This window comes from Escherichia sp. MR (assembly GCF_005280595.1).
Classification (GTDB): Bacteria; Pseudomonadota; Gammaproteobacteria; order Enterobacterales; family Enterobacteriaceae; genus Escherichia; species Escherichia ruysiae.
Genome location: NZ_SZVK01000030.1, coordinates 33201 through 50845, shown reverse-complemented (window position 1 = coordinate 50845; position 17645 = coordinate 33201). Strand labels below are relative to the sequence as shown.

Below are 17645 nucleotides of genomic sequence, written 5' to 3'. Positions count from 1 at the left end.
TCGGTGGAGCTGCATGACAAAGTCATCGGGCATTATCTGAACATAAAACACTATCAATAAGTTAGAGTCATTACCCATATGGAGATTGAGATGAACATATATATCGGATGGTTGTTTAAATTAATCCCTTTGATAATGGGTATAATATGCATCGCGTTAGGTGATTTTGTATTAGCAGGTTCTGGGCAAAGTGAATATTTCGTTGCAGGGCATGTTTTAATTTCTCTTTCTGCAATATGCCTGGCGTTGTTCACTACTGCATTTATTATCATCTCTCAGTTAAATCATGGTGTGAATAAATTCTACAACACGCTATTTCCTATTATTGGTTATTCAGGTTCCGTTGCAACGATGATTTGGGGATGGTCTCTGCTGGCAAGTGATAATGTGATGGCGGATGAATTTGTTGCCGGGCACGTTATTTTTGGTGTTGGGATGATTGCCGCCTGCGTATCAACCGTCGCGGCATCTTCCGGGCATTTTCTGCTCATCCCGAAAAACGCAGCAGGGAGTAAAAGCGATGGAACTCCGCTTCAGGCTTATTCTTCGTTTATTGGTAATTGCTTAATTGCCGTGCCACTACTTCTGACTCTCTTTGGTTTCCTCTGGTCAGTTGCGCTTTTGCGTAGTGCAGATATTCCAGCGCATTATGTTGCAGGCCATGTATTCCTGGGGCTAACGGCAATTTGCGCTTGTCTTATTGGCCTGGTCGCCACTATTGTTCATCAAACGCGGAACACATTCTCAGCGAAAGAACATTGGCTCTGGTGTTATTGGGTTATTTTGCTCGGCTCACTTACCGTTATTCAGGGTATCTACGTATTAATCAGTTCAGATGCAAGCGCCCGTCTGGCACCCGGCATTATTCTCATTTGTCTGGGGATGATCTGCTACAGCATTTTCTCCAAAGTGTGGCTGTTGGCGTTAGTCTGGAGACGCACCTGTTCGTTAACCAACAGAATACCAATGATACCGGTATTTACCTGTCTGTTTTGCCTGTTCCTCGCGGCGTTCCTTGCTGAAATTGCGCAAATCGATATGGCTTACTTTATTCCCTCGCGAGTTTTGGTTGGCTTAGGTGCAGTGTGTTTTACACTGTTTTCCATCGTTTCTATATTAGAAGCGGGTTCTGCGAAAAAATAATGGCTCTCGCCGGGTTGTGGTTATGCTACAGCCCGGCGAATATTAATACTTCCCGTTATTCACGCAGCACTCTTCACGCAGAAAACTAATAATTCCTTCCAGAACATCATATTGCGAGACACACATCAACGTGCGACTTTCGCGGTTTTGCTTAACCAGACCAACGGAGACCAGCGCCGAGATATGGTGGCTTAAGGTCGATGCGGGGATCGCAAGTTCCTTCTGTAACTCGCCTACCGGCATCCCGCGCTCTCCCGCTTTGACCAGATGACGAAAAATAAACAAACGGGTCGGATGACCTAATTCTTTCAGTGCCTTAGCGACATCTTCCAGTTCCATAAATAGTTTCTCCGGTTAATTGATATTTCGATGATACCAGAAATATCTTGCTCATCGCTCATCATTTCGATAATTTTAGAAATATAGTTTTATAGAGGGTATAAAATGTTTGAATGGTTACCAGGGCTGCGCGACGCCGCCGGGATGTTCCTGTTCTTAGCCGTAGAGCTATCGTTACTTTTTCTTCTTATCAGTGCTGGTGTCAGCGTAATCCGTCAGAAAATCCCGGATCATAAGATCCAGAAAATGATGGGTGCGCGTAAAGGGCGCGGTTATTTGCTGGCAGCAATGTTAGGTGCAGTGACTCCGTTTTGCAGTTGCTCAACCATTCCCATGCTTCGCGGTCTTCTTTCTGCAAAAGCGGGATTTGGCCCAACGCTCACCTTTTTGTTTGTTTCACCATTACTCAACCCGATTATCGTCGGGCTAATGTGGGCAACATTTGGCTGGAAGGTAACGTTGCTGTACGCCGTTATTGCGTGCGGTGTTTCGCTGAGCGCCAGTTTGTTACTGGATTTTGTTGGCTTCGAACGATACGTCATACCGGCGAAGGCGAGCAACGCGAGCTGCTGCAAACCGGTGTCCGATAAACCCGTTATTAACTTGCGCTCCTCGACGTTTACGCCACAAACCACATCTTGCTGTACCGCAAAACCTGCTGTTAATTGCTGTAGTGCAGCCAAAACGGCTCCCCCCAGCCTGCTGACTCAGGCAATAAAGGATGCATGGCTGCAATTTAAAGAAGTGCTGCCCTACCTGTTAATTGGGGTACTAATTGGCTCATTTATTTACGGCTTTATTCCAGCGCAATGGATTGCAGCACATGCCGGAACGGATAATCCACTGGCCATCCCCTTGAGCGCGGTTATAGGTATCCCGCTCTATATACGTGCAGAGGCCGTAATTCCCCTCGCATCGGTATTAATGACCAAAGGCATGGGGATGGGAGCTGTAATGGCACTCATCATCGGTAGCGCGGGTGCCAGCTTAACAGAAGTTATTTTGCTGAAATCGATGTTTCGCACGCCGATGATTATTGCCTTTCTGATGGTAATTTTAGGAATGGCAGTGGTCATGGGATATGTAACGCAGACGTTATTCTGAGGCCAAATCCTGCGCACAAGCCCACGCCCCCTGAAAGTCATAACTCCCAGTCAGCTGGTAACTTCTGTTACTTCTACGATAAATAAAAACCAGGCAAGCCAAGGGGCGTAATGGGGGAAGCGCACCTCAGACCGAGGCATGATTAGCCTGGCTCATGAAATGTACGCTCCCTTCTCAAAGTGGTTCTCATTGCAGGGGTATTTACTTCTGTTTCTTATAATTAACACGGAGTTAACTTAAGTCACTAGAAATACAAACCGCGCCCCAGATAATAGCGTCTTCCCAAAACAACGACTGAAAGTGAAAAACGCCTATAGATTAGCGGTGCTTAATCATTTAAGGTATTAAAAAAATCGAGACTATTCTTAGGATATTTATCCAGACGGACGGTTTTGGATGTCGTTGCTTCTCATTAGTTGCCTTTGTACTTATACCCTGCGATCGGGTTATACAGTAGACCTGCAATTTTGAACATCGTGTAATAGCAACCCTTCTCCTCTCCTTTATGTCTGCCTAGACATCCATTCAGCAACCCTTTGAATGCCAGAGGAATTTACCTCAAAGGAGAGGCGTTTATGAGTATTAAAGCGCAAATAAGTATTGCCAGTAAGCTGGGATTTACTTCACATCAGAATGCCGTGCCTCTGTTACGTGAGTTTGTTTTACACAACGAGTCAGACCAAAGTTTTCACGATTTAACGTTACATCTGCAAACCTCCCCCACCGTTCTGGAACCTAAAAAGTGGCATATCGATTGCTTGCTTCCCAATTCCTCTGTGGACATTCGCGATCGAGATATAAAACTCAATGCAGAGTGGCTGGCGGAGCTGACAGAAAGCGTCGTATGTGAAGTCTCGTTCAGTTTGCTACAGGGAACCGAAGAGCTTCTCACTCTTAATTACCCTCTGGAAGCACTGGCGAAAAATGAATGGGGCGGAGAAGCAATGTTTGAATTGCTGCCTTCTTTCATTATGCCAAATGACCCCGCAGTCGATCGTCTTTTAAAGGCGACATCAGACGTGTTACGCCGCGCTGGAAAAAACGATACTTTAGAAGGTTACGAAATTCAGTCCAGAACACGGGTATGGGAGATTGCTTCCGCGTTGTGGACCGCAGTCTGTAACCTGAATATCAGCTATGCCTTACCCCCTGCCAGTTTTGAGCGTAACGGTCAAAAGATCCGCACGCCCGGCGCTATTCTCGAAGGTAAAATAGCGACTTGTCTGGACACTACTTTATTATTCGCTTCTGCACTGGAACAAATAGGACTTAATTCTTTGGTATTCCTGTGCGAAGGACATGCTTTTGCGGGATTTTGGTTACAACCACAAGAGTTTTCACAACTCGTCACAGAAGATGTCTCTTCAGTCCGTAAACGCATTGATTTGCAAGAGATGGTTGTGTTTGAGACGACACTGGTCACGCAAGCCTATCCACCTTCATTTAGTCAGGCAGTTGAAGGGGCATTGAAACACCTTACCGAGGATGTTTTTCACGCGGCCATTGATACCCGGCGTGCGCGAATGCAGAAAATTCGCCCTTTGGCTTTGGCAGTCTCCCGCCTGGCCTGCCAGCCCGAAGATGAGTCAGAAATCCAGCACGGTTTTGAAGATGCGCCAGTCCTCCCCTCTTTTGAGCTTGACGTTGAAACCAACAATGAAAAGGACACCGCCAGCCGTTTAGTGCAATGGCAACGTAAATTACTCGATTTAACGACACGAAACCGTTTATTGCATTTACCTGAAAGTGCAAAAGGCATTCGCTTAATTTGCCCTCATCCAGGAAATCTTGAAGATAAACTCGCTGAAGGCAAAAGAATTCGCATTGTGCCTTTACCCGATCTAGAAATGGGAATCCGCGATACTGAATTATATCGTCAGCAAACCAATGAAAACCTTCGCGAAGAATATGCTCTTCTTGCTCTTGATCGGGGTGAAGTGGTATCGCCGCTTGAAAAAGACCGCCTTGAAGCAACACTTATTGATTTGTATCGTAAATCTAAAAGCGATCTGGAAGAAGGTGGTGCTAACACCCTGTTTCTTGCTGTGGGTTTCCTGAAGTGGAAAAAATCTGCCGATGATCCAAAAAGTTATTCAGCACCATTGATTCTTCTGCCCATCCAACTCGATCGTAAAAGCGCCCTTTCCGGTGTAACCATGCGCCTGCTGGAAGAAGAACCCCGCTTTAACCTCACGTTACTGGAGCTACTTCACAATGATTTTGCTCTGACGATCAAAGGGCTTGATGGTGAATTACCTACTGATGAAAGCGGCATTGATGTCGATGGTATCTGGAATATTGTACGCCGTGCCGTTCGGGATATACCTGGCTTTGAAGTCACCCGAGATGTTGTGATAGGCACTTTTTCTTTTGCCAAATATCTGATGTGGAAAGATCTCATCGATAGAGCACCACAGCTAATGCAAAGCCCCTTAGTGAAATATCTCATTGAGCGCGGTCAGGAGAATGTGGTTCTGGAAAAAAACGGGGAAATTGTCGAAATTGATGATCTTGATGCTGTAGTCAATACTCAGGAGCTTTTTCTCCCCTTACCCGCAGATTCTTCGCAAATTGCAGCTGTCGTTGCATCGGCAAAAGGTCGTGATTTTGTTCTGGATGGTCCTCCTGGCACAGGAAAATCTCAGACAATCGCCAATATGATTGCGCATAATCTGGCGTTGGGTAGACGTGTATTATTTGTTGCAGAGAAAAAAGCGGCGCTTGATGTGGTCTATCGTAGACTTGAAACTCAGGGACTTGGAGAGTTTTGCCTTGAGCTGCACTCCAGCAAAACATCAAAGATGGATTTTTTAAAGCAACTGGAACGTGCATGGGATGCTCGCGACATACTTACTACGCGTGAATGGGAAGAAGAAGCCAGCAAGGTTCAACGACTGCGCGACAAATTAAATCAGATTGTCCGTTTGTTGCATCGTCGTTGGTCAAACGGGCTGACGCTTCATCAGGCGATGGGACGCGTTATCAGAGATGCCAGTTCAGTCACGCCATCTTTGGTTTGGTCTTCTGGTATTCAACATACCGTTGAACAAATGACGGAGTTCAGAGACATAACCAGACGCCTGGAACTCAATCGCGATGCTTTTAAGCAACATGGTCATCATTTCAGGATTATCGCCCAAACAGAATGGACGAACGGATGGCAATCCTCGCTCATTGCCGAAGCTAAGACGATCCCCGTTAAAATTGATGATTATGAACAAGCCGCACAAAAATTACTTGAAGCAACAGGGATTTCTCTGGATACCACTGATCCAGAGAAATTACATCAGCTAATCAACCTCTGTGAATTATTGTCAAAAGCTGCAGGGCTTGATCTCAGTTTTATGTTTACTCCCGATGTCGCCTCACGAATAGAAGCGGCAAAAACGGTAATTACTCTTCTCTGTGAGATCGAATCGAACAAAGCACAACTGTCTGTAACTTATCCAGATAATAGCTGGCAACATGTGAATATTTCGCAAATTAAACATTCACTTGCTGAGGCAGATAAAAAATTCTGGTTCTTTGCGACGAACGCACGCAAAAACGTGATTGCTGGGGTGATGCAACAATATTCGCTAAACGCGACACCTGACCTCTCGGTGGATCTCGCTGTTATCGAAAAACTGCAATCATTACATCAACGTCTGTCCGATCTTGCGCCTTTGATGACGACGCAGCCAGGCTGGTATGGTCTTGATACCAATCAAAATAGCTTACGCGACGCGTTGGAACTAGCGGAATCTATTCGTACGGCACTTGCAAGTTTTGCATCCTCGCCACAACAACTTGCAGAATTCCGAACCTCCGTAGAAACATTAGTTGTTCACGCCAATGAGTTACTCGGTCCTCAGGGAATGATGATGGCATTAAGCCAAAATTTACGTACCTCACTCTCTGACTTTACTGAAACTAAAACCAGATTCTGTCATCTCCTCAATGTGACAGAGAGCGAGCATGGAATCGCCGAGTTACGTGAGTGTGCATCAGGCATCGTTAATAACCAAACTGCTCTTAAAGCCTGGAGTGACTGGTGCCGCGTTCGTGAAGAGGCCATCGACCGAGGTTTATTACCTCTGATTAATTCTATTATCCTGGCTGATTCTGACGACATCAGCGCGACGGAGTTATTCGAAACGGCTTATTGTCGTTGGTTCGCTTCGTGGGTAATTGATTCTGAGTCGTTATTACATAACTTTGTCCCTGCTGAACATTTCAGTGATATCGAGACTTACCGTACGCAAACCGATCGCCTGGCTAAACTCACGGTTCGCTATATTCGCGCCAAACTGTGTGGAGTCATACCTGCTAAAAATGAAATTACCCGGCAAGGCGGTTTTGCCTTACTTAAACATGAATTACAAAAATCCCGACGCCATAAACCCGTCCGCCAAATGGCGGCAGAAATGGGTGACGCCATGTCAAAACTTGCGCCCTGCATGTTGATGAGTCCTCTTTCTGTTGCACAATTTTTACCTTCGGATCAACCACTGTTTGATCTGGTTATTTTTGATGAAGCATCACAGATTTCTCCCTGGGATGCGATTGGGGTAATGGCACGCGGTAAGCAGGTCGTTATTGCGGGAGATCCTCGCCAGATGCCACCAACCAGTTTCTTTAACAGGGCTGCGAGTGATACCGATGATGACACCGAAGAAGATATGGAAAGCATTCTTGATGAGTGTCTGGCTGCGGGTCTGTATAACCACAGTCTGAGCTGGCATTATCGCAGCCGACATGAAAGCCTGATCACCTTTTCCAACCATCGCTATTACGACAGTAATCTCATCACCTTCCCGGCGCCAGTCACACGACAAAGCGCGGTTCAGTGGTGCAAAGTATCAGGGGTCTACTCCAAAGGGAAAGGACGTCATAATCAGGCCGAAGCAGAAGCGATTGTTGCTGAAACCGTAAAACGTCTGACCGATAAAAACTTTGTCACATCAGGTAAATCAATTGGCATTATTACCCTGAATACAGAGCAGCAAAATCTTATCAGTGATTTACTGGATCGCGCCCGCCAACATCATCCTGAGATTGAGCCTTTCTTCCAGTCAGAACAGGAAGAACCCGTGGTTGTTAAAAATCTTGAGACAGTACAAGGGGATGAGCGAGACTTGATCATGCTTGGCATCGGATATGGTCCAACGGAACCCGGAGCCAATACCATGTCGATGAACTTCGGCCCATTAAACCGCGAAGGCGGCTGGCGTCGACTGAACGTTGCCGTGACTCGCGCCCGCCAGGAAATGATAGTGTTCAGCTCATTTGAACCTTCCTTTATCGACCTTAACCGCACAAGCGCGCGTGCTGTTGCTGACCTCAAGCACTTTATCGAGTTTGCTCAGCGCGGACCACTGGCATTGGCACAGGCAGTTCGTGGCTCTGTCGGTGGGTATGACTCCCCCTTCGAAGAGGCTGTAGCAAACGGCTTACGCAGAAAAGGCTGGCAAGTTGTTCCACAGATCGGCGTTTCACGCTTCCGTATTGATTTAGGTATCGTTCATCCTGATAAACCGGGTGACTACCTTGTTGGCGTTGAATGCGACGGTGCAACCTACCATAGCGCCGCCACAGCACGTGACCGGGATAAAGTTCGTAGCGCCATACTGCAAGGACTGGGCTGGACGCTTCTTCGCCTTTGGTCAACTGAATGGTGGATCGACAAAGAAGGTGCGCTTGAGCGACTTGATGCTGCGATAAGTAACTTATTAGAAGCTTCGAGGGCCAAGGAAGCTGCTAACGTTGCAACGCAAAAACAGGAAGCAACCGCCCCAGTAGAAAATGGCAACTCAGATAAGAATTTAGAAACAGAAGCTCACATTGTCGCTAATGATGAAAAATTATCCTCATTAATTCAGAGTGAACATCCGATGGTGCCTGAAGAGGAACCGTTATCTGAACTAAAATATGCCAATAACACGGTACTGGAGATGTGCAGTACAACTAACACCGGCACCTATGTCACGAATAATTTGATTGACTGGCAAGGTAAAACCGACTCAGAGAAATTTTATACCTCTGAATATGATGACACTTTAAAAGCGTTGATTGCCGATGTTGTTCAAGTCGAATCTCCTCTTCTTGACACCACACTCGTTCAGCGTATTGCGCGCATTCATGGATTTACTCGAGCAGGCAGGCTCATTCGCGAACGCGTCATGGAGATTGTCGATCAAAATTATCACGTCGCAACTGACCATTCTGGCGAAGATTTTGTTTGGCTATCAGAAACGCAAAGAACAGACTGGAATTCCTTCCGCCTGCCAGCGACTGACGAGGATATACGTCAGGTTGATGCGATACCTAGTGAAGAATTACGCGCATTAGCGTTAAGCCTTGAAGAGGAAAATAAGATCATGGAAATGGCTAAATCTCTGGGAATAAAACGACTAACCAGTCAGGCCAGACAACGACTGGAGTTGGTTATCTAAAATCATACCATTCCGGGAGGAATATCCCGGAATGGTTACAACTAGCCCTGTTTGCAGTGCAAAAGCGGGGCATCATTTTCATACTACTCAGTGTAGCGTTAAAAAAGTTCTGCTACTAATTCAATATTTGACATGAAAATAATGTCACTAAAAACACAACAAATTGATATATAACGATATTTATCACATAACTATCCACCTTGACCTGCTCCCTGCTGGCTAGCAGGGATCGATTTTTACAAGGTTCGCTATTAACACGGAGTAGGCAAGCTCATTGGGCTGAAAGTCCGATGTAAGCGAGAAGCGGAAGTTCGGTGTGGAGAAAAGGCGTGATGGGGTCTGGTTTATCTGTTGCGATTCAGTCATTGCTAAAACTTACTGTGAGAAAATTCGGCATATCGAGCCCCGCGAACAGCCGCGTGACGGCAGTCAATTGAGCCGCCAGTGTGAGCGTTTATCGATTTTGTCAAAGTACCTGACGCTTATAGGGATAAACAATCATAAAAGGTCGGGAGGTGCCTGCAAAGACAGGTAATAGCTCAATCAGCTCTCCGCGTTTTAACTCATCCTCGACGATAAAGCGGTAAACCTGCATCACACCTGCGCCGTTTTTAACTAACGTCAGGGTCGCAAGATAATCTTCCCGACAGACCGGCTGCGGGTTTCAATTCTGAATTCACGGGTTTGTTCCATAAATGACCACGGGGCAGGACGGCCATTGCCAGGAAGGATGTGTAAGTACCCCGTATAATCGAGCCATTCAAATTCAGAGAACCGGATAATCCAGATATCCATCTTTACCGCCGCCAAAGAATTTCTCTTTGATGGGCGCATTCAGCGGTAAATCGTTTTCCAGACGATACGGAAGATCCGGGTTGGCAATAAACGGACGACCAAAACCAATCAGATCAGCCCAGCCGTTAGCCAGCGCCTCTTCGGCGCGCGCTTTGGTGTATTTACCGGAGTAAATCAGCGTGCCATGGAAAATTATGCGCAGCGCTTCTTTAAAGGCCGCAGGCATCACCGGCGCATCTTCCCAGTCGGCTTCGGCAATATGGATATAGGCAATCCCCAGCTCGTTCAGTACGCTTGCCGCCGCGAGGTAGGTCGCTTCCGGCGTATCGTCTATGGAGCCCATCAGCGTAGTCAGCGGCGCGAGACGAATTCCTACACGCTCTTTACCAATCGCCGAAGAGACAGCTTCCACCACCTCTTTCATAAAGCGCAGACGATTTTGCAGCGAGCCGCCGTATTCGTCATCACGCAGGTTGGCCTGCGAGTCAATGAACTGGTTAATGAGATAGCCGTTCGCGCCGTGCAACTCAATACCGTCAAAGCCAGCGGCAATCGCATTACGCGCCGCCTGTGCATAGTCATCAACGATTGACGGGATCTCTTCCAGCGTCAGTGCACGTGGCATGTCATGCTGAACCATCTCGCCAACGCCGTTCTCCGGACCACGGCCTTCCACATCGACAAACACTTTTACCCCTTCGGCCTGAATTGCCGAAGAAGACACCGGTGCGGCACCGTTCGGTTGCAGCACGGTATGAGACACGCGACCGACGTGCCACAGCTGAGCAAAAATTTTACCACCTGCGTGATGCACCGCATCGGTCACTTTTTTCCAGCCAGCAATCTGCGCCTCAGAATAAATACCCGGCGTCCAGGCATAACCCTGCCCCTGCTGGCTGATTTGCGTACCTTCGCTGATGATAAGTCCAGCACTGGCGCGCTGCGCGTAATAGTCCGCCATCATGTCAGTCGCAACGTCACCCGCACCGGCGCGGGAACGCGTCATCGGTGGCATTACAATACGGTTTTTTAATGGCAACGCATTCAGCGCATATTTAGCAAATAACATAATGGGTTCCTCGCGCGATTATTTATACAGTTCGGCACTCATGGTGACGGTATTGCCCATGCGAGCGCTGGTAATTTTGTATTCAGAGGCGTTCATCTCTTTCGCTTTCTGCGCAATAACCGCTTCCGCAGAATCCAGTGTTTTACCGGTTGCTGTCACGCTTTGCGCCGATGCGTTAAACGCCGCTACAGAGAAAAGAGAAGCCGTAAAAATTGCGATGATCGTTTTCATGTTTATATTCCAGAGTGTCTTAATTGTTTGGCGTTTATTAACGCGATGGGGAGAGAATACGCCTGCTGCCTGATAACATAAATGATACAAATAACAATAGACTATTCTGTTTTTGTTAATAATCAGACGCCGGACATTCCGACGCCTGTCGATCGCATCAGGCAACAAAGTTGTCCTTCAGCGCCTTGAGACCATCCCGATAGATGCCGGTAAACAGCGCCTCGGCCTCTTCGTTCGTCATATTCACTGGGGTGAATTCACCGAACCATTCCACACGGGAAACCTGGCTGTCGGCGGTTTCATGAACGGTAATGGTGGAGAGGTAATCCACCACCGGAAACGGTGCCTGAATAATGGAATAGGTATAACTGCGTTGACGGTTATCAAACGCTTCCAGACGTTCAACCACAGTGCCGCCATCAGAGGTTGTCAGCGAACGAACGCGACCACCTTCTGTCACCACGCTTTTCGGGATGAATGGCAGCCAGTCTGGCAGCGCATCAAAGCCGCCCATCAATTGCCATACGGCGTCGGCAGAAGCCGGGATTTCGATCGATACAGTTGTTTTAGCCATGATAATTTTCTCTTAATTTATAGGGTTACATAGTCAGGGTGTCGACGACACCGCCATCGACGCGCAGGGCTGCCCCTGTGGTTGCCGAGGAAAGTGGTGACGCGAGATAAACCGCCAGATTCGCCACTTCTTCCACATCCGCCGCACGCTGGATGATGGAGCTCGGACGCGAGGTTTTAACAAACTCATCGGCCTGTTCACGCGCACTGCGTCCCGACTGTGCAGCGGCATCCGCCAGCATCTCTTTCAGGCCATCGGTAAAGGTTGGCCCTGGCAGAATGGCGTTGACGGTCACACCGGTTCCCGCCAGTCGTTTCGCCAGACCATGAGAGACCGCCAGATTCGCGGCTTTGGTGACGCCGTAGTTGATCATGTCGCCAGGGATTGCCACGCCGGATTCAGACGAGACAAAGATAATCCGCCCCCAGCCCTGTTCCGTCATGCCTGGCGCATAGTGACGCGCCAGACGAACGCCGGAGAGGACGTTGACGTTATAGAAGTGCATCCACTCATCATCCGGAACGCTAAAGAAATCTTTATCGTTAAAAATACCCAGATTATTGACCAGCACATCAGCCGTTGGGACTGCAGCGATCAGCGCAGCCACGCCGTCTTCGGTGCTGAGATCGGCCACCACGCCGCGAAGTGACGCTGTGGGAGTTTGTGCCGCAATCGCAGCCATGGCGTCATCAACGCCGCTCTGTTTACGGCCGACGACAACCACCGTTGCGCCTGCTTTTGCCAGTCCGGCGGCGATACCCTGCCCAATGCCGGAGGTTGAGCCGCTGACCACCGCGACTTTACCTGTCAGATCCAGTTTCATCGTTTTCTCACCAGGTTGATTAACGGGTCGGCAGCGGAGCGTTTTCCGCAACCAGATTTTGACGGCGCATTTCTGCCCAGAATTCAGCCGGAACAGGCGCATTCAGTGCAGCCAGATCTTCTGCCATACGGCCAGGACGGCTGGAGCCAGGAATAACCGCCGCAACGGCCGGGTTTGCCAGCGCGAACTGCAGCGCAGCTGCTTTAACGTTCACATTGAAACGTGTGGCAATGGCGTTAATTTGCGCCACTTTCTGCTGAATGGCCGCAGAGGCTTTCTGATATTCAAAGTGCTCGCCGCCTGCCAGTACGCCAGAGCTGTACGGACCACCCACAACGATATCCACATTCTGTTCCAGTGCTTCTGGCATCAGGCGTTGCAGCGCACGTTCGTGATCAAGCAGGGAATAACGCCCCGCCAGCAGGAACGCATCTGGCTTCGGTTCGTCCAGCGCCAGCGTCAGTTCGCAAGGTTCGACGCGGTTCACACCCAGTCCCCAGGCTTTAATCACACCTTCGTCACGCAAACGTGTCAGCGCACGAAACGCACCGGTACGGGCAATGTTGAACTGCTCCAGCCAGCTGTCACCGTAGAAGTCCTGCGCCGGGTCGTGGATCCAGACAATATCCAGACGGTCTGTTTTCAGGCGTTTCAGGCTGTCTTCAATCGAGCGCAGCGTGGCGTCAGCGGAGTAGTCATTCAGAATTTTGTTTTTCAGGCCGTGTTCGAACAGGCCACCTTTTTCACCGAAATCACGTTTTGCCGGATCTTCCATTTCGTCCAGCATGATGCGGCCGACTTTGCTGCTCAGAACGTATTCATCGCGTGGATACTGAGACAGCGCTTCACCCATGCGGATTTCAGAAAGGCCAGAGCCGTACAGCGGCGCGGTATCGAAGTAACGCACGCCCAGGTTCCAGGCTTCGCTCACGGTGGCGTGGGCCTCTTCTTCCGGAATGGCACGGAACATGTTGCCGAGCGGTGCGCCGCCTAAGCTAATTTTGCCGGGAAGTAAATTTTTGATGCTCATAAGATGTCCTCAATTATTCGGTTTGGGTTCGGGCGTTTTTTTGCTATCGCCCTGTGACGTGGATCACATTACCTTGCGAGGTTGTGACTTGATAGGACATAATTAGTCTGACTTAAGTCCTTTGAGGTCTAACATGATTGATTTACGCCAACTGAAGTACTTCGTGGTGGTCGCAGAAGAAGAGCACGTGGGACGCGCAGCCGAGCGATTACATATCTCGCAATCACCGCTGAGCCGCCAGATTGCACAACTGGAAGAACGGCTGGGACTGATGCTGTTTGAGCGTAATCAGCAGCGCATTCGCCTGACCGCTGATGGACAGACATTCCTTGCTGAAACACGTTCGTTGCTGACACACGCCAACCGTCTGGAGTCGTTAGGCAAACGCCTGGGGCGTGGTGAAGATGGTGGCTTGTGTATTGGCTATATTGAAAACGCCATGCATTCCGGTGTGCTTTCTACGGCGCTACGTACGTTACGTGTATCGCGTCCGAATGTGCATATCGCTCTTTACAGCCAACCACCGGCTACCCAGATTGAAGGCCTGCGCCAGCGCAGTCTCGATTTTTCTCTGGTCGATACGCCGCCCGCCAACAGCGAGCAGGATCTGGAATATATTCAGGTTCTGGATGATCGAATGTTGTTGGCCTTACCGCAAAATCATCCTCTGGCGCAGGAGGAAAACCTTGTCGCGTCGCAACTTGGCGATGAGCAGTGGATTGCGGTGATTCATAACGACGATGCGCATTCTCGCGATCATTTTGTCGCAGCCTGTGTTAACGCTGGGTTTAATCCTGATATTCGCCTGGAAGCGGGTGAACCACTCACGGCATTAGGTCTGGTCGCTGCGGGATTAGGTCTGGCCTTAATTCAACATAGTCTGCGTCATAATGCGCCGGAAGGGGTGGTATTACGTGAATTGCCGTGGATGAATTATTCAACGCAATTATGGGCAGCATGGCATAAAGCCAACCAACGTCCGCTGGTTTCCCATTTCCGCCAGATTCTGCGCGGTGAATAAAACATTAAGCGGGAACCATTAGTTCCCGCTTCCCGGCCTTGATGTTGATAACGGCGCCGAATTTTTATTATTTATTCACAGCCGCCAAATCCTGCGCACAAGCCCACGCACTCGACCATGCCCACTGGAAGTTATAGCCCCCCAGCCAGCCGGTGACGTCCATCACTTCACCAATGAAGTACAGCCCCGGCACTTTGCGCGCTTCCATTGTCCGTGAAGAGAGTTCGTTGGTGTCCACGCCGCCGAGCGTCACTTCGGCGGTGCGATAGCCTTCGGTGCCGTTAGGTTGTACGCGCCAGTCGGTCAATGTGGTAATCAGCGCCTGTTGATCACGCACGTTGAGCTGTTTTAGCGAGACATCCGGGATTTGCCCGAGTTGTTGTAACCGTTCAACCAACCGTTTCGGCAGATGAACCGCCAGGGTGTTCTTCAGGCTCTGGTTTGGATGTGCGTTACGCTGCTCATTAAGGAAGGTTTCGAGATCCACATCCGGTAGCAGATTGATGCTGACAAATTCTCCCGGCTGCCAGTAGCTGGAAATCTGTAATACCGCAGGGCCGGATAAGCCACGATGAGTGAAGAGTAAGTTCTCGCGGAATACGGTGCCGTTTTCAGCGGTGATCACCGAAGGCGCCGCCACGCCTGCCAGCACCTGTAACTCTTCCAGCAACGGTTTATGCAGAGTGAATGGCACCAGGCCAGCGCGGGTGGGCAACACGTTGAGGCCAAATTGTTCGGCAATCTTATAACCGAACGGCGATGCGCCCAGACCAGGCATCGAGAGGCCTCCGGTGGCAATGACCAGTTTATCGCAGCCGACGGTCATACCGTTCAGTTCAAGCGTAAACCCCGTTTCATCCTTTGCCACACTCAGCACTTCGCTGCGCAATCTGAAGGTCACATTACCCTTTTCACACTCATCCACCAGCATGTCGACAATCTGCTGTGCAGAGTCATCACAGAAGAGTTGCCCTAACGTTTTCTCGTGCCAGGCGATGCCGTGTTTATTGACCAGATCAATGAAATCCCACTGGGTAAAACGCGCGAGTGCAGACTTACAAAAATGCGGATTCTGGCTCAGATAGGCGCCAGGCTCGACATAAAGGTTGGTAAAGTTGCAGCGTCCACCGCCAGACATGAGGATTTTGCGCCCCGTTTTTTTACCATTATCAATCAGCAAAACTCTGCGTCCCGCCTGACCTGCCAGCGCAGAACAGAACATACCAGCCGCACCAGCGCCTATAATAATGGCATCAAACCTTTCCACGTTGCGCTCCTCTTAGAAAAAACGGGCGTGAATTGTAAAGATTCCTCAGTGGTCGCACCAGCATCAATATTACTTAGGGGAAGTATTTACCTGAATTATATAAGATAATTATTTTTTGAGCAAAAATCATACAGGAGGCAAATCAAAAAAATCTATATTTCACTTTGCCCGCGCCGCGAAAGTCACTGATAATGCGCCGCGTTCATGTCCTCAAAATGGCGTAACGTCCTATGCTACATTTGTTTGCTGGCCTGGATTTGCATACCGGGCTGTTATTATTGCTTGCACTGGCTTTTGTGCTGTTCTACGAAGCCATTAATGGTTTCCATGACACAGCCAACGCTGTGGCAACTGTCATCTACACCCGCGCGATGCGTTCTCAGCTCGCAGTGGTTATGGCGGCAGTGTTCAACTTTTTGGGTGTTTTGCTGGGTGGTCTGAGTGTTGCCTATGCCATTGTGCATATGCTGCCGACAGACTTGCTGCTTAATATGGGATCGTCTCATGGCCTTGCCATGGTGTTCTCTATGTTGCTGGCGGCGATTATCTGGAACCTGGGTACCTGGTACTTTGGTTTACCTGCATCCAGCTCTCATACGCTGATTGGCGCAATCATCGGTATTGGTTTAACCAATGCGTTGATGACCGGTACGTCAGTGGTGGATGCACTCAATATCCCGAAAGTATTAAGTATTTTCGCATCTCTGATCGTTTCCCCTATTGTCGGCCTGGTGTTTGCTGGCGGTCTGATTTTCTTGCTGCGTCGCTACTGGAGCGGCACTAAGAAACGCGCCCGTATCCACCTGACCCCAGCGGAGCGTGAAAAGAAAGACGGTAAGAAAAAGCCGCCGTTCTGGACGCGTATCGCGCTGATCCTTTCCGCTGTCGGCGTGGCGTTTTCTCACGGTGCGAACGATGGTCAGAAAGGCATTGGTCTGGTTATGCTGGTGCTGATTGGCGTCGCACCAGCGGGCTTCGTGGTTAATATGAATGCCTCAGGCTACGAAATCACTCGTACCCGTGATGCAATCAACAACGTGGAAGCTTACTTTGAGCAACACCCTGCACTGCTGAAACAGGCGACCGGTGCTGATCAGTTAGTACCGACTCCGGAAGCAGGCGCAACACAACCTGCGGAGTTCCATTGCCATCCGTCGAATACCATTAACGCGCTCAATCGCCTGAAAGGCATGTTGACTGCTGACGTGGAAAGCTACGACAAGCTGTCGCTTGACCAACGTAGCCAGATGCGCCGCATTATGCTGTGCGTATCTGACACCATCGACAAAGTGGTGAAAATGCCTGGCGTCACAGCAGATGATCAGCGTCTGTTGAAGAAACTGAAGTCCGATATGCTGAGTACCATCGAGTACGCTCCGGTGTGGATCATCATGGCGGTCGCGCTGGCATTAGGTATCGGTACGATGATTGGCTGGCGTCGTGTGGCAACGACTATCGGTGAGAAAATCGGTAAGAAAGGCATGACCTACGCTCAGGGGATGTCTGCCCAGATGACGGCTGCGGTGTCTATCGGCCTGGCGAGTTATACCGGGATGCCGGTTTCCACCACTCACGTACTCTCCTCTTCCGTAGCGGGGACGATGGTTGTTGATGGCGGCGGCTTACAGCGTAAAACAGTAACCAGCATTCTGATGGCGTGGGTGTTTACCCTCCCGGCTGCGATACTGCTCTCCGGCGGGCTGTACTGGATCTCCTTGCAGTTCCTGTAATCGCACGCAGAAAAACGAGCGGGTCAACTGAATGACCCGCTTCAGATTGTTGACATAGTGCGCTTTGTTCATGCCGGATGCGGCG

The 17645-nt window shown here is 49.4% G+C and carries 14 protein-coding genes; 6 read left to right on the top strand and 8 right to left on the bottom strand.

Features of this window, described 5'->3' with window-relative positions; all coding sequences use genetic code 11:
* Positions 1-60, top strand: a 60-nt coding sequence (locus tag FC814_RS23530) for an IS1 family transposase (RefSeq protein ID WP_071528444.1), incomplete at its 5' end; no start/stop codon positions are given.
* Between the two features lie 30 nt (positions 61-90).
* Entirely contained in the window at positions 91-1143 is a 1053-nt protein-coding gene (locus tag FC814_RS14050) for a DUF2776 family protein (RefSeq protein WP_105290305.1), read from the top strand.
* A gap of 42 nt (positions 1144-1185) precedes the next feature.
* On the opposite strand, the gene FC814_RS14045 is transcribed toward FC814_RS14050, so the two are convergent.
* Positions 1186-1482 (bottom strand): helix-turn-helix transcriptional regulator, encoded by a 297-nt coding sequence (locus FC814_RS14045; protein ID WP_000418114.1) that lies wholly within the window; start codon positions 1480-1482, stop codon positions 1186-1188.
* Between the two features lie 105 nt (positions 1483-1587).
* On the opposite strand from FC814_RS14045, the gene FC814_RS14040 reads away from it, so the two are divergent.
* Together FC814_RS14040 and FC814_RS14035 are read left to right on the top strand one after the other, a co-directional pair.
* Positions 1588-2586, top strand: coding sequence for a permease (locus FC814_RS14040; RefSeq protein WP_000464434.1), 999 nt, complete (start codon positions 1588-1590; stop codon positions 2584-2586).
* A 575-nt stretch (positions 2587-3161) separates the two neighbouring features.
* On the top strand, positions 3162-9020 hold the full coding sequence (locus FC814_RS14035) for a DUF3320 domain-containing protein (RefSeq protein ID WP_137326071.1): 5859 nt from the start codon (positions 3162-3164) through the stop codon (positions 9018-9020).
* A 466-nt stretch (positions 9021-9486) separates the two neighbouring features.
* Here FC814_RS14035 and FC814_RS23190 read toward each other — a convergent pair whose 3' ends face one another.
* From FC814_RS23190 to FC814_RS14005, 6 genes are all read right to left on the bottom strand, one after another.
* On the bottom strand, positions 9487-9618 hold the full coding sequence (locus FC814_RS23190; protein WP_274541215.1) for a hypothetical protein: 132 nt from the start codon (positions 9616-9618) through the stop codon (positions 9487-9489).
* Between the two features lie 168 nt (positions 9619-9786).
* Positions 9787-10884 (bottom strand): alkene reductase, encoded by a 1098-nt coding sequence (locus tag FC814_RS14025; RefSeq protein WP_137326070.1) that lies wholly within the window; start codon positions 10882-10884, stop codon positions 9787-9789.
* Between the two features lie 18 nt (positions 10885-10902).
* Entirely contained in the window at positions 10903-11115 is a 213-nt protein-coding gene (locus FC814_RS14020) for a DUF1471 domain-containing protein (protein ID WP_000848789.1), read from the bottom strand.
* A gap of 157 nt (positions 11116-11272) precedes the next feature.
* Entirely contained in the window at positions 11273-11689 is a 417-nt protein-coding gene (locus FC814_RS14015; RefSeq protein ID WP_001140837.1) for an SRPBCC family protein, read from the bottom strand.
* Between the two features lie 25 nt (positions 11690-11714).
* On the bottom strand, positions 11715-12512 hold the full coding sequence (locus tag FC814_RS14010; protein WP_000762716.1) for an SDR family NAD(P)-dependent oxidoreductase: 798 nt from the start codon (positions 12510-12512) through the stop codon (positions 11715-11717).
* A 19-nt stretch (positions 12513-12531) separates the two neighbouring features.
* Positions 12532-13542, bottom strand: a complete 1011-nt coding sequence (locus FC814_RS14005; protein WP_137326069.1) for an aldo/keto reductase — start codon at positions 13540-13542, stop codon at positions 12532-12534.
* A 133-nt stretch (positions 13543-13675) separates the two neighbouring features.
* Here FC814_RS14005 and FC814_RS14000 point away from each other — a divergent pair, with 133 nt between their 5' ends.
* The gene (locus FC814_RS14000; protein WP_137326068.1) at positions 13676-14563 is read left to right on the top strand and encodes a LysR substrate-binding domain-containing protein; all 888 of its coding nucleotides are present in this window, start codon (positions 13676-13678) and stop codon (positions 14561-14563) included.
* A 67-nt stretch (positions 14564-14630) separates the two neighbouring features.
* Here the strand turns inward: FC814_RS14000 and FC814_RS13995 are convergent, their stop codons facing one another.
* Positions 14631-15830 carry an NAD(P)/FAD-dependent oxidoreductase gene (locus tag FC814_RS13995; protein WP_137326067.1) on the bottom strand — a complete coding sequence of 400 codons (1200 nt, stop codon included), beginning with the start codon at positions 15828-15830 and terminating at the stop codon, positions 14631-14633.
* A 230-nt stretch (positions 15831-16060) separates the two neighbouring features.
* On the opposite strand from FC814_RS13995, the gene pitA reads away from it, so the two are divergent.
* Complete coding sequence (pitA, locus tag FC814_RS13990; protein ID WP_000902771.1) at positions 16061-17560, top strand: inorganic phosphate transporter PitA; 1500 nt, start codon at positions 16061-16063, stop codon at positions 17558-17560.
* Positions 17561-17645 lie beyond the last annotated feature (85 nt).